This window comes from Paenibacillus sp. J31R30 (genome assembly GCF_059692115.1).
The window spans coordinates 170,041-183,638 of record NZ_JCAUAV010000001.1 but is presented as its reverse complement, the minus strand read 5'-3'; the positions used below and the strand labels follow the sequence as shown (position 1 = coordinate 183,638).

Annotated in this window: 12 protein-coding genes; all 12 read right to left on the bottom strand. The window is 42.8% G+C overall.

Annotated elements, in window-relative coordinates; genetic code table 11:
• Positions 1-42 precede the first annotated feature (42 nt).
• Entirely contained in the window at positions 43-1,710 is a 1,668-nt protein-coding gene (locus tag AC58QO_RS00650; protein WP_497263095.1) for an ABC transporter substrate-binding protein, read from the bottom strand.
• Positions 1,711-1,770: 60 nt separating this feature from the next.
• The gene (locus tag AC58QO_RS00645) at positions 1,771-2,670 is read right to left on the bottom strand and encodes a carbohydrate ABC transporter permease (protein ID WP_497263093.1); all 900 of its coding nucleotides are present in this window, start codon (positions 2,668-2,670) and stop codon (positions 1,771-1,773) included.
• Between the two features lies 1 nt (position 2,671).
• A complete protein-coding gene (locus AC58QO_RS00640; RefSeq protein ID WP_497263091.1) occupies positions 2,672-3,643 on the bottom strand; it encodes an ABC transporter permease in 972 nt (323 codons plus the stop codon).
• A gap of 157 nt (positions 3,644-3,800) precedes the next feature.
• Positions 3,801-6,035: an AraC family transcriptional regulator gene (locus tag AC58QO_RS00635; protein ID WP_497263090.1), complete on the bottom strand. Its 2,235-nt coding sequence runs from the start codon at positions 6,033-6,035 to the stop codon at positions 3,801-3,803.
• 697 nt (positions 6,036-6,732) lie between these two features.
• The gene (locus AC58QO_RS00630; protein WP_497263088.1) at positions 6,733-7,170 is read right to left on the bottom strand and encodes a hypothetical protein; all 438 of its coding nucleotides are present in this window, start codon (positions 7,168-7,170) and stop codon (positions 6,733-6,735) included.
• Between the two features lie 10 nt (positions 7,171-7,180).
• Positions 7,181-7,870: an ATP-binding cassette domain-containing protein gene (locus tag AC58QO_RS00625; RefSeq protein ID WP_497263086.1), complete on the bottom strand. Its 690-nt coding sequence runs from the start codon at positions 7,868-7,870 to the stop codon at positions 7,181-7,183.
• Position 7,871: 1 nt separating this feature from the next.
• On the bottom strand, positions 7,872-8,249 hold the full coding sequence (locus AC58QO_RS00620; protein WP_497263084.1) for a GntR family transcriptional regulator: 378 nt from the start codon (positions 8,247-8,249) through the stop codon (positions 7,872-7,874).
• Between the two features lie 2 nt (positions 8,250-8,251).
• Positions 8,252-8,992, bottom strand: a complete 741-nt coding sequence (locus AC58QO_RS00615; RefSeq protein WP_497263082.1) for a hypothetical protein — start codon at positions 8,990-8,992, stop codon at positions 8,252-8,254.
• A 373-nt stretch (positions 8,993-9,365) separates the two neighbouring features.
• Positions 9,366-9,536, bottom strand: a complete 171-nt coding sequence (locus AC58QO_RS00610; RefSeq protein ID WP_497264344.1) for a glycine zipper domain-containing protein — start codon at positions 9,534-9,536, stop codon at positions 9,366-9,368.
• Between the two features lie 178 nt (positions 9,537-9,714).
• Entirely contained in the window at positions 9,715-10,257 is a 543-nt protein-coding gene (locus AC58QO_RS00605; RefSeq protein WP_497264343.1) for a GNAT family N-acetyltransferase, read from the bottom strand.
• A 513-nt stretch (positions 10,258-10,770) separates the two neighbouring features.
• A complete protein-coding gene (locus AC58QO_RS00600; protein ID WP_497263080.1) occupies positions 10,771-12,042 on the bottom strand; it encodes an IS110 family RNA-guided transposase in 1,272 nt (423 codons plus the stop codon).
• Positions 12,043-12,178: 136 nt separating this feature from the next.
• Positions 12,179-12,679 carry a HEAT repeat domain-containing protein gene (locus AC58QO_RS00595; protein WP_497263078.1) on the bottom strand — a complete coding sequence of 167 codons (501 nt, stop codon included), beginning with the start codon at positions 12,677-12,679 and terminating at the stop codon, positions 12,179-12,181.
• Positions 12,680-13,598: the final 919 nt, after the last annotated feature.

Sequence of the window (13,598 nt, the reverse complement as noted above, 5' to 3'; positions counted from 1 at the left end):
CTCTGCCGCAGGCCGTCATTTCCATACATGCTTCTAATGCGATTATTTCACTTTATTGCGATCGGCATCATAAGCATTTTGCAATATTTTCAAGTAATCATTCAGCTTCAAACCCTCAAAGCCTTTGATATAAGCATCCCAGCCACTCTCAATGTTTTTATCTCCAGTAATGAACTGCAGCATATTCGATTTCACGTAATCTTCGATGGTCGCCTTTAATTGAGCGGCCGCCTCGCCTTCCTCAGAGCTAATAAAAATATCGATCGGGAAGAAATTCTGCTCTTTCGGTTGGAGACCCTCGTATTTCTGCGTTTCCTTCACCAAACGAAGCTCATACCCTTCCGGTGAAAACATATCCTGTGAAGCCGCTTGTGATTCAAAGCGCTCGCGAGGCCGGAAGTCCGGACCGGCTTGATCCCATCCATCAGTATGAATGGTTTCACTGCGATATTTCGGGTCTACCTGATACTTCGCAGGTTTGCCATTGACATTCAGCTGGCCTTCGTCCGCTTTTTTCCACGCATGTCCTTCTACACCAAACTCTTGACCTCTGGTTGCTTCTTCGGTCCATAAATAGTCGAGCATCTTGATGGCCGCAATCTGCTTTTCTTTGCTCGCTTTATTCGTAATAACGAAACGGCCCTGGTTGCCAACGGATTTATAATAACCCGATAGCTGCACGCCATTCGGCCCCTTTAACGGAGGAACCGCTGTATAATCTTTATTCCGTGGGTCGGTAGCGCCAACAGCCATTTGCACATGGCCGATCGTGAACGAACCAAGCACGGTAGCGCCTGCTTTGTTGCCGAGCTGTTGCAAGCCTTCCTGGTTTTGCGTAAAAGCTTGAGGATCGATCAACCCTTCTTTATAAAGCGAATTCATATAACGGAGACCGTCTCTCCACTCTGACTGGCTCGCCGAGAGCTGGACTTTGCTGTCCTTCACCCGAATATAAGAATAGGGCTGTCCATCCCCAGTGTTATAAATAAACGCATTCATAAGGAAGCCAGTCAAATCGCCGTGCCATGTGTTCAATGCCCCGCTCAGAGGCACTTCATCCGCTTTGCCGTTGCCGTTCGGGTCCTTAGTCTTGAAGGCGCGAAGCACGTTCGCATATTCCTCTGTGGTTGTCGGCATTTTAAGACCAAGCTTATCTAGCCACGTTTGGTTGATCCACAGCTTCTGGGAATACCAGCAGTGATAACATTCATTCACTTCCGGCATTGCGTAGATTTTCCCGTCCGAAGACGTTACCGCCGTTTTCAGATCCGGACGATCCTTGAATACTTGTTTAATATTCGGAGCGTACTGATCGATAAGATCGTTCAATGGAAGGAAAATACCTTGCTTGCCATACTTCATCTGATCCGCAGGCGCGAAGTTACCGCTCAGAAAAATATCCGGATAATCACCGCTTGCCATCAAAACATTGCGCTTGTCGTTATTATCATTCGGCGGTCCCACAACGAAATTCAGTTTCACGTTCGTTTTCTGTTCAACTTGCTTCGTAAACGGATTATCTAAAGTTGTAAGGTTTGGAGATTGGTTAATAAACGCGCTTATCGTTAATGACTTTTGCGCTCCATCTCCTCCGTTAGGATTTGTGCTGGCTTCCTGTCCCTTGCCTCCGTTGTCGTCATTCGAACAAGCACTAAGCAATAAGGCGGCGGTTAGAGCCGTATAAGCAACTGCTTTCCATAATTTCCCCATACTGACACCCTCCTGAATGATGATTTCACATACAGTTCTATTTTAGTAATCGCATTTCCTTTATCCTTTCAACGAACCAATCATAACCCCCTTCACGAAGTATTGTTGAACGAATGGATATATAAGAAGTACCGGCAAACTGGAGACGACGATCAGCGAAAATTTCAGTAAATCCTTCATCCCTTGTCTGGCTTCCATTGTTCGCACATCTACCATCATCGTATTATCAACCGAATTCTGAATTAATATTTCCCGCAAAATAAGCTGCAGTGGAAACAAATCAGATTGCCGCAAAAAGATGAGCGCATCAAAATACGCATTCCAGTTTGCAATCGCATACATAAGCACAAGCACGGCAATGATCGGTTTCGATAACGGCAGTGCGATCGATCTTAGAAATCTGAAATCGCTGCAGCCGTCAATTTGCGCCGCTTCATTTAGTTCCTCTGGAATCGTCTCCTCAAAGAACGTCTTCGCGATAAAAACTTGCCATACGGCTACAGCTTGCGGAAGAAGCAATGCCCAGCGCGTATCGATCAATCCCAAATTTTTTACGGTCAGATAGTAAGGAATCAATCCTCCGCTGAAAATCATCGTGATCATAATCATGTACACAAGGAGCTTTCTTCCATGAAAGGTCCTTTTGGACAACGGATAGGCGAGCGCGATTGTTAAGGTTACGCTAATGAATGTCCCGATTCCCGTATAAAGCAGCGAGTTGTAATAGCCTGACCAAATGCGCGGATTATTGAGAACAGCTGTATAGCCTTTCAGCGATAACTCCACCGGAAATAACCAAACTCTGCCGGCTACTACAGCCTGCGGAGAGCTGATTGAAGAACTGACGATGTAAATTAGCGGGTACAACACAATGACAAGGATGAGGGACAGAATGACATAAATGATTGTGAGTAAAATTTTATCCGCAAGCGGTTCCTTGATTTTGATTGTTTTCTCCATGTCAGAACAACCCCGATCCCGTAATTCGTCTTGCCCCGTAGTTAGCAAAGAGAAGCAGCATTAAATTGATAAATGAGTTGAACAATCCGACCGCCGATGAAAAGCTGTAATTCGCTTGAACGAGACCGACTTTGTATACATAAGTGGAAATGATTTCTGAGGCTCCGATGTTAAGCGGATTCTGCAGCAGATACACCTTCTCAAACCCGATGTTGAGCAGATGCCCCATGTTTAAAATGAGCAGCAGCACCATAATCGGCATAATGCTGGGGATGTCGATATGAATGATTTTCTGCAGCCGAGTCGCCCCATCGATTTTTGACGCTTCATACAGGTGCGGATTCACGCCGGCAAGGGCTGCAATATAGATGATGGCACTGTAACCCATGAACTGCCACACATCGGAGAGAACGAAAATGGACGAGAACAAGGAAGGCTTGCCCATAAAGTTTATCGAAGCTAAGCCAAGCGATGTTCGGATATGATCGATAACGCCAATTCTAGGCGACAGAAACAAAATAATAATCGAGACCATAACGACAGTAGAGATAAAATAGGGAGCGTAAGTAACCATCTGTACGGTACGCTTAAACAGACCATTCTTCAACTCATTTAACATGAGCGCAAGTAAAATCGGAGCAGGGAAACCTACTGCTAACGAATACAAGCTTAAAAACAATGTGTTCTTAATAAGCAGCCAGAAATTCGGGTGTTCGAAAAACGCTTGAAAATGCTTAAACCCTACCCATGGGCTGCCCCAAATGCCTTTGATCGGATTCAAATCCTTGAAGGCGATCTGTACGCCTAGGATCGGCACATACTTAAAAAGAATGAAATAAGCAACTGGCAGTGAAACTAAAAGATAAAGCTGCCAATGCCGCCGTATCTTTTTTAGCGAACCTCCCACTAACGTGCTGCTTGAAGATCTGCTCTTTACTTTTGATGCAGCAGACAGTTTGGCTGTTTCCGCCATTTTGAACCCTCCTCCTTCCATGAGACGATTGTTGTTGATGGGGCAACTATACCCCACCCGGAAGCAGCCCTGCAATTTACATGTTTCTGGCGGTAAACAAAAATCGGATCAGGTCATTATGACCTAATCCGACGTAACGATTAACAATTTTCTGCTATTAACAATTGCGCTCTTTCCGGTAATCTCCAGGTGTCACGCCTACCAATCGCTTGAAAACGCGGTTAAATGAAATAGGACTCAAATAACCAACCTGATATCCGACCTCTTGTATGCTGGACTCCGTCTCTGTCAGGAGCTGTTTGGCAAGATCTACTCTGCGGTTGATGAGATAATCGATAAACTTAATATCGAATTGTTCCTTGAATAATGAGCTGACATTTTTGGAAGGAATGCCGAATTGCTCGCTAAGATGAACAAGAGAAAGATCCGGATTCGAGAGGTGGTCGGAGATATATTGCTTCATTTCAATCGCGATGACTTGTTCGCTCCCATTACGGGCTTTCTCCGAAATGACATATTCCAGCTTCTCCATAATTTCAAGCAGCTGCTCTTGTACATCCTCCAGCGTCTCGAATTGTTCGATAACATCCTTCATTATCGCTTTGTTCGTCTGCACGATCTCATCGTTCAGTACAAGTCCATGAATGTGGTCAAACAAATGGAAAGATAAATAATGAAGCAAATTGACAATATCATCCCGCTTCAGCCGGTTCGCAATGATTTCTGTATAAATCCGGGTATATTTGGCCCTCCAATCCGGCTCCAGCATCCGAAAAGAATACACCATACTGCGAACCCGTTCAAGATGGTAATACAGCTCGACCTCGTATTCTTTCGCCATCTCCCAATACCCTATCACTCGGTCATTGCCAAGCACAAACCTGTAATTAATCGCTTCGATGGCAGATTTATAGGAATCTTTGAGCTGAGGCACCGTTTCCGTTACTTGACCTATACCAAAAGTTACCGTGAAGGGCAGATTGTTGCGGATCCAGGCAAGCGCATGCTCCGTGAAAGGCTTGATTTTATCGAATAATTCGCTAGGAATGTCCTCTTGTGTAAAAATGAAGACGCACATTTCCTTGTCGTTCATCCACTCGGTCCAGCAGCGAAGCGACGATTTCTGGACAAGCTCCGTATACATGTTCTGAATGATGAAACGATATAAAATAAGATCTTGATCTGTGAACCGGCTGCGGATTTCCGAATATTTATCGATGGAAGCGACCAGAACCGCCGCCTTTTTGAATCCACCTTTGAACCCGTGCCTCCCCAGCTCATCAACCCATTCCTCGTTCGCTAACGATCTAGAGCCGTTCATAACCTCGAGAAAAATGGATTTTTTACGATAATTAATATTCTGATCCGACTGCGACTTAAACACATTGAATCGTTCAACAAGCGAATGAAACGTTGTCTCTATATAGTGAAATTCATTATCGTTATTCCCGCTCTGGGCTGCACCTGCTTGCGACATCTCATCCAATTTGGAAATCAGTGAGCGAAGCGGTTTATAATTCCGGTTCGTCATATAAAGAATAGATAATAACCCAATCAAAACAACAACTGCGGCAAAAACAAACCAAATTCCTGAAAAGACTTGAAGAATAGAAAATCTATTCCCATTTACCAAGCCGCTTTTATACGTCCAGCCCGTATATTCGGATACAATCGTTGACATGATCTTCTGGTTTCCTTCTTTAACCTCGCGCTCTGGAAACATATTCATGCCTTCCGAACCGGTAACCGTTACAAAACTGACCGATTGATCCAAGCTTTTAGCTATCAGCTGATTCAAGGCGTTGATCGACACATTTACGATCATGAGTCCGCTTTCTCCCGAGCTCGTTACATACTTGCGCGCCAATGAGACTACCGTTTCCATTCTGGACGTTTCAAACTCCTTGAACATCCGCTTATCCGTCCAATGGTACGAATAGGTATCCTTCATCAGTCCTTTAATAAATTCGCGATCGGCAAAAGATTGCAGCGGAGCGACCGTATTGGAGCTGAGCACATAACCATCGTTATCGCGTACGAGATAAAGGGATTGAATGAATGGATTCAGCTGCTTCATATTATTGAATTCTTGGGTCACCTGGTAGGTGAAATAGGTTGAAGGCTGGCCCTTCTGATTGAAAAAGTCCAACATATTAAAATCGGAAGGATTATTATTTCTCGTCTGTTTGATCACCATTAAATGATCGATCGCTTGCAGTGTCTGCTCCACTGTCTGAAGCGACTGATTATTGATGCTTGTGTAAACGCTGGCCGCATCCTGCTGCGCCCGCTCGCTTAATATTTGGAAAAAAATAAAAAATAAAAAAGAAATGATCAAAAGGAAGACCGGCATGTAAGAAAAAAGCAAGCGGTAATACCATGTTTTCTTCATCAACATCTTCCTTTCTATATGATTTTTATGGCAACGCTCTCATTTTATCAGTTCGTCTACTTGCTGACAATACAATGAAAAAAGCCTAACCAATTCAGGTTAAGGCATTTGTTCCAATCGAAAATCGCAACTTCGTCTTTCACTTCTTGTCTTAGACGGATAAGCTCCATTTTAAGTTCTCTTACCGTATCACGGTAAGCTGGATGATCATAAACGTTTAGCAACTCGTAAGGATCGCGCTCTAGTTGGAACAACCCTATTCGGTCGGTTTCATGTCATCGATCCTCATTCCCCCCCAAGCGCTGCCCCTTTAATCTCTTGTTCTTTAAGCAAAGTATTAATGCATCTAACATCGACATCGTCAAGGCATGGAAACAAAAAACACGCTAGACCTAAGGTCCTGCGCGTTGGCATGTCGCAGGGTAGGTAGCGCGAAAAGCGTTAACCACTCCTGACTACTAAGGAATGTGTTAACGATACTCATGATAATAAAAGTCTTTGAACAATTGGATCACCATATGTATCAATCCTCAATCACAACAATCTTATGGTTATTATTACCTCTACCTTTCATCGAAGGCAATATGATGAATTAAGTTATCCTACCCTACCATAATGAGAACGATCGATAAATAACATTTTTCACTGTCACTTGTGATAGGGTTCTCCGTATCACTCTAACTGCGAATTTTCCAGCTTACATCCATCGATCTCCGCGCTTCTTCACATAGTTTGCAAACACGAAGCGCCAAGGGATTATGAATGGAAATATGACAACCAATAAGCAGGCAATGACCGTCTCCATAGTTGTGTCGTCCATCTGACCGGAAGTCCAAATCGGTAACGCAACGACGATCAGCCAAACCGACTTCCAAGTCAATTCCCACAGGAGTACGGGGAGCATTTGCAACGGATACCTCAGCCCCAATATGCACAGCACCCAGAAGGCGACGAGCATGCATTGCACAACACCCTCCATCAGTTCCCACGATTGCGATCGGTCAAAGACGTTAGGTAACACCGTGATGCCGAGCCCTACGACGACAAGAAGGTAAAGCCCCCTGAGCAGATTAAGACGCAATAACGAGACTCCGCCTGCAAATTTTTTTTGACCATCTTCCATCATTTTCATCATTCCCTTTCCTCTAGATATAAGCCTTCTTCATCCAATCCCCGAGACGAAGACCCTCTGATTCATGCAGCTCCTCCACGTCGGTCATTTTAAGCAAGGAACCGTCCTTAAGCGCGATGAACCCGTCTATCAACGTTTCAATTTCCGCAATCTCATGGCTTGTAAGGATCAAGGTTTGAGCACTGAGGTCCACATATGAAATCATTCCTTTAACGATCGTCTCTCGCACCATAGGATCAAGACCAGACAACGGTTCGTCCATTAGAATGTAGGGGACCTCCCTAGCCAAAGTGAGCACGATTTGCAATCTGCCGAGATTTCCTTTCGATAGCGCCTTGATTTTCATGTTAGAATCCAGCTTCATAAGGTGTAAAATTTCATCCGCTTTAGCCAGATTAAAGTCCGGAAATTGCGAAGCCTGAAACGCAATTGCTTCTCTAACCGTGAAGAATGGATACAAGACGCCAATCTCGGGGGAGTAAGAAACGATTTTGCCGGATTTTCGGTTAGCCTTCTCTCCGTTTATGGTCACGCGACCGCTAGTGGGAAGCGAAAGTCCAGCCATTAACTTCAATAACGTCGACTTGCCGCTGCCATTCCCGCCTACGACGCCAATGATTTTTCCCATGGGTACCGATACAGAAATGTCCTTAAGTGCGACCTGCTTCCTATGTAGTTTGGAAACGTTCGTTAATTCAATCACTTCACTTGTCTCCTTTCTCAATGCCGCTCAAATATTCTTGCAACCCCGATAGAATCTCTGCTGCGTCAAAGCCCATTTCTTGCATGATGTGGACGAACTGTTCGATCTGTTCATGCTTCAGCTTTTCGCGCTGTCCTACCAAGCGATCTTGTTGTTCCGTAACGAACGTTCCTTGCCCTCTCCTGGTTTCCAAAACACCTTCGCGCTCCAACTCACTGTACGCACGTTGAACGGTATTGGGGTTCATACTGTATTTGACTCCCATATCGCGGACCGAAGGCAGCTTCTCGCCCGGTTTCAGTTCCTTGCTAATGATCTGTCGCTGTATCCGTTCCGCCAATTGCAAATAGATCGGCTTTGAAGCATTAAATTCATCCATCATTATACCTCAACTTTGTTATCCACGAGCCACGCGGTTAGTATGAATAATCCCGCGATAATAACGACATCAAATAGATACTCTCCTACGTAGGTTTGTAGGGGATCCTTAAATATCTTAGGTAACTTATAGGTAATGCTTCCCCATTCCGTAATGAACCGATATGGCGTGGAAGAGGTGAACCAGGCAAATATCCCTCCAGATAAGATGGCCGCGGCGGCAATAGCTGCCCGACTCCATCTTCCTAACTTCAATCTGAGGTACTGGTAAGAAGCCCAAAGTCCCATCATCCAAGCGCAAATCGCAATGGATATCCAAATAATGTGGACGAAGACGAACGTTGCCAATTTCCAAGCATCCGTCCAATAGGGTTCAATTAAGTCAAATTTAGGGATGATCAGCGCTCCGGACAACGCATATAACATGACAAGCGAAATGACGATCATCATCATACCGTTCGCGATCTTACTCATGAGCAATTTAGTGGCCGGTTGAGGATTGCTCAACCATAAAAGCAAATGATTGCTCTCCCGCTTCAAACTGAAAAATACTACGATCGGTACGTAAACGGCATGAAGAGCGACAACAATCGCCAAAGGCACGAACATAAGCAAAGTATCGCCCGCTACCCTCCCCAAATAGAGCGTCAACAGAGCCATCAATACGTTGATGACGAGTCCGATGAAGAACACCGTTCTTGATAACTTGAAATCCTTAATTAATAAAGCCAACCATTGCCTCATAATCGATTCACCCTTTATTGAAATGTAATGAATAATTGTATTAATGTAATAGTACACCAAGACATTAATACATGTAAATAGGCATTTAAAAAAGCAAACAAGATTCCCCTCCTTTGCCTTCGGATTTCGCATTATTTGTGAACGGTTCAGCAGATCACAAGTAAACTAACCTGCCCATTAGAGGGGTGAGGTTCACCTAATTGGATATACATCCCAATAACAGTTGAGTTATTCTGTCCCGTAAGGCTTGAGGAAATCTGCTCGTTACTTTAATAAACAAAAGAGGGGCTGCCGCGAAGCAAGCCCCTCAACTATCGTATACGTTTGTGAAGTAATGATTTTTTCTAGTAATTAGGTGAATAGTTTACCTTAATTATTGATCTTTATTTTTGTTATTTCTAAACATAGCGATTGCTAATCCGACTACAATTCCAAATACAATTCCAAGACCTACATTACCGAATACTGCTCCAAATGCGACACCTAAAGCGACACCTAAAGCAATTCCAACGCCGATGAAGGCACCATTTCCGACATCTTTCATTTTCAAATAATCACTCCGCTTCTTAATTTCATTCCAAAGGCTTTACTGCTGCTGTGACAGTTTCGCCTCATACAACGACTTTCCAAAAGATGTAAGTATAACTCTATACGTTGCCAACTACTTAATGTTTCGCTACGATATTCTGCCCGTTACTTCAGCAGGCTGCCGAATATTTTGCTCATATGATTTTCCAGTCATCCTCTAGGATGCCGAACACCAGTGAGTCACGCCAACCGTCTTTTATTAACAGTGCATCCCTCAATCTTCCTTCTTGTGTCATTCCTATCTTGGCAAGTACTTTAGAAGACCCTATATTTCTCGGGTCACAAGTTGCATAAATTCGATGGAGTTGAAACTCCTTAAAGCCATAATTCACTAATAATTCAGCAACTTCTGTAGCGATTCCTTTACCCCAATAATCAGGATGAACTATATAGCCTATCTCGCCATTTTTATGTGTAGAACATCTGATATTTAATTCTCCTGCACCTATCATTTTTTCCGTGCTTTTCTCAACTATTGCAAACACAAAACGTGTTCTAGTTGTTTCATTAGTGTCAATTAAGATTTGATTTACAAATGCTTCTGATTGTTCTTCAGTGTTTGGCCCCCAAGGTTGGAAACGGCAAACAATTTCCTGCGAAGCATATGCATGAACATCTAGCCAGTCAGAAGACATAAATTCGCGTAAATATATTCGATCCCCTATAAGATTGTTCATTTGCAATACTCTCCCCCTGATTTTCAAAAAACTTATACAACTAATTACCTTCTAATCAAATTATTCTGCTCTTTAGTCTGCAAAAAAATGGATCGCAAACTGCGGTGCTGCCTGCGATCCATATTTAACTCCCTCGGTTCGATTAAGTTTTCTCACGTATACTCGCTTATTCGCAGGATTTCACCCTTGTTAAAAGACAGGAGGTTTGGAATAGAGTTACCGTAATAGACCTTGGCAACATGAAGGCGCACTGAAATAGAGGGTGAGGTTAACATCCCATATATTCCCATATGCTGCACGCATTCTCCACGCCGCCCCTGGAGGTTTTCACTCCCATGTCTCAACGGGTCATCGCCCTCACATTCCTTCGTTACGCCTGTCCAAGGGGTGGAGGCCGGTCTTGCTATCGTTACGGGTCTTTGCCCTTTGGTTAAACACATCCGGTACCCCGTGCTTTCTTTTAAAATCCTGCGAATAAGCCAAAATTCGTACGACGAAACGGTTGGTTATTACTTAAGCTGCTAACTGAAGTGGCATTGTTTTTGTAGGATTGTAGGCTTCATTGCTGCGGGCCATTCCAACGAGTATTCGGGCTAATTTTCCACACAATTTCATAAGAGATCTCATTTTCTTCATCTTTTTCATCTGTACATTGAACTCATGCATTGCTTTGAATTCTGGATTGTTCCCCACCATACTCATGGTCATCATGTAGATGAAACGGCGCAGGCGAGATCGTCCGCGTTTACTTATTTTCATCTGTCCCGTCCATTTGCCTGAGCTTGCTTCTGCAAGGTTTAGACCAGCATGCCGAAGTAATGCATTGCCGTGTACAAAGCCACTTAAATCCCCTGCTTCACCAAGAATACCAGCAAGTGAAATTGCGTTAATCCCTTTAACAGCAAGCATTGATTTAGCAAATGGAATGCGGTCTAAAACGACAATAATCTCTGTCTCTACTATTTTGAGCTGTTCGCAGGCAAGATCGTATTCGGCCAGAAGCTGCTTTAAATGAAGTTTGTACGCATAAGTAGCTTGTTTAGAACCAACAGAATGACTAGCAAGAGCAATAAGTGCTCGAGCCTTTATTTCGCCAGGCTGACGTTTCATTAGGGACTTCCACCCACTTACGACATCTTGAGGCTCTAATTTCCTTAGTTCTTCAGGTGTTGAGAAAAGTCTTAATGTGGCCAATGAGCCTTTGCACATAAGGTTTTTAAAGACTTGTCGCAACTCAGGGAACACAACGTCAACCCAACGATGGATTTGATTCTTCGCACTAACGAGCCTCGTTACGACAGAGTCCCGGTTTGAGAAAAAGACTCGAAGTTCTTCAAAGGCTTCAGGTGTGTTACGAGTGAACGAGTAGTAGCCGTTCTTAACCATGTCCGCAATGACGAGAGCATCCTTTTTGTCACTCTTAGATGGCGTATTGTCACGGTTTTCCTTATTCTTTTTCACGAGATGAGGATTGACGAGAACAACTTCATATTGACGCTCAGAGAGCCATTTAGAGACGTTAAGCCAGTAATGACCGGTAGGTTCCATACCAATAATAGCCGAACTAAGGCTATGAGCTGCTTGCAGTGAATGAATCCACCGAAGAAGATTTTGAAATCCTTCTTCATCATTCGAGAAGGATATTGGATTACCGACCACAATTCCACGAAAATTAACTGCACGTGCGACATGTGCTTGTTGAGCGATGTCGATCCCGACAACTAGATGCTGAGCGGTAATTTTTTCAATGAGTTGATTTTGTTTGTTCTGCGCTTTAAACTTCATATAGAGCGTCCTCCTGGATGATGGGATTTTAAGGGCTATGACCCGTTGCGTACTCCCATCGTACCGAGGCGCTTATTTTTTTGCAAAGCTCAAAATTAACGCTCTACAGGAATGCTATCGTTACCCGTTAGCTTAATCACTTATTGTTTAGTATTTCATCAATCCGTTCTAATAGCTCTATATCTTGTTCACTATCTTTAGCTTTGAACAAAATTTCGCTAATTTCATCATCATTTATTTCACCCAAAGCAACCACAGCAGAATATCTAATATCATCTGATTTCTCATTTAATAATTGGGATAATGGAACAATCAGTCTTGGATCTGGGAAAGAAGAAGCAATCTGTACTGACCAATACCGCACTCCCAAATGTGGGCTAGATAAAGAACTTATCAAATGAGGGAGGACGTTTTCCTTAGGGAACTTAAGTAACACGTCCTCAACAAGCTGATAAATTCCATAACCACTACCGTCACCAAATGAATTCAGGAATAGAGGTACACTTACTTCATTGGGATTTGCTAAAAAGAATTTTCTAACTTCATCATAAGACTTAATGGTCGCTTGGTCCAAGTTCATGTCAGCATCTAATGGTTGGTGTTTACTTAAGAATTCAACGGCATTTTCTAAGTTCAATTGAACAACCACCTTACTGATTTCTAGACTCTTTTATAAAGCTATAATACCATGTATTGGAACTACACTTGCCGTTAGTTGAGAAAAGGCAAGCATTCCACCTGGGATGTCTGCCTTTTCGTATTGTAATTTAACTATCGTTTCTCGATAGCTTAGAGACTTGCAAGTTGGAAATTGTGCCATGATAGATAAATACATATAACTGCTCCTACAAAGAAGATTATAGAAAGTTGAAGATTTCTCCGCATTTTGATACCATAAGCACAAAGAAAAATAGCAGCAGCTAATTTGGCACAGCTTTGGTAATACGCATTATCCGAAAAAAATGAACTACTAAATATTATCGAAATAAGCAAAGTTGTAGAAATTAGAATTTTAAACCACAGTGGTTCCCTTAAGAATTGTCTATACATAAATTTAATCCTCTGTATCACGGCAATAGTCCTTCCTAAGTTGCTTTTATTACTATACTAGCATTAATAGACCGCAAAATTGCAAAGAATTTCTATTGCGTTAATCTGCCCGTTACTTGAATGAAAACAGGGAGCAACTGCTGCGTGATATGCTCCCTGTTTTTAATTGAACTATAGTTGTTAGTTCAATGAAATAGCTTCAGTTTGAATCCTGTATTTATATCTAAGTAGTCCTGGCTGTGAGAAACGCGTAATCCATTTAGCATGAATAACATTCATATCTTCAAGTTCTAATGTAACTGTTTTATTGTTAAACACTTCGTTATTAATTTTGGTGATTAACTCAATTGTGGCGTACGTTTCACCAGTGAAATTGTCCACGTGTGTTTCAATTTTATATTTGAGTATCCTAACCGTATGATTATTAATTTTTAGAAAAGGCCAAATGACCTTTATTGAGCGTTCGTTCTCTGCTAGTCCAATTTAAAAAATAACCTCTCTTTTCA

Excerpts from the sequence above, each read along its gene's own strand:
- AC58QO_RS00650 (WP_497263095.1), bottom strand. The coding sequence starts at position 1,710 with ATGGGGAAATTATGGAAAGCAGTTGCTTATACGGCTCTAACCGCCGCC.
- AC58QO_RS00645 (WP_497263093.1), bottom strand. The coding sequence starts at position 2,670 with ATGGAGAAAACAATCAAAATCAAGGAACCGCTTGCGGATAAAATTTTA.
- AC58QO_RS00640 (WP_497263091.1), bottom strand. The coding sequence starts at position 3,643 with ATGGCGGAAACAGCCAAACTGTCTGCTGCATCAAAAGTAAAGAGCAGA.
- AC58QO_RS00635 (WP_497263090.1), bottom strand. The coding sequence starts at position 6,035 with ATGAAGAAAACATGGTATTACCGCTTGCTTTTTTCTTACATGCCGGTC.
- AC58QO_RS00630 (WP_497263088.1), bottom strand. The coding sequence starts at position 7,170 with ATGATGAAAATGATGGAAGATGGTCAAAAAAAATTTGCAGGCGGAGTC.
- AC58QO_RS00620 (WP_497263084.1), bottom strand. The coding sequence starts at position 8,249 with ATGGATGAATTTAATGCTTCAAAGCCGATCTATTTGCAATTGGCGGAA.
- AC58QO_RS00615 (WP_497263082.1), bottom strand. The coding sequence starts at position 8,992 with ATGAGGCAATGGTTGGCTTTATTAATTAAGGATTTCAAGTTATCAAGA.
- AC58QO_RS00610 (WP_497264344.1), bottom strand. The coding sequence starts at position 9,536 with ATGAAAGATGTCGGAAATGGTGCCTTCATCGGCGTTGGAATTGCTTTA.
- AC58QO_RS00605 (WP_497264343.1), bottom strand. The coding sequence starts at position 10,257 with ATGAACAATCTTATAGGGGATCGAATATATTTACGCGAATTTATGTCT.
- AC58QO_RS00600 (WP_497263080.1), bottom strand. The coding sequence starts at position 12,042 with ATGAAGTTTAAAGCGCAGAACAAACAAAATCAACTCATTGAAAAAATT.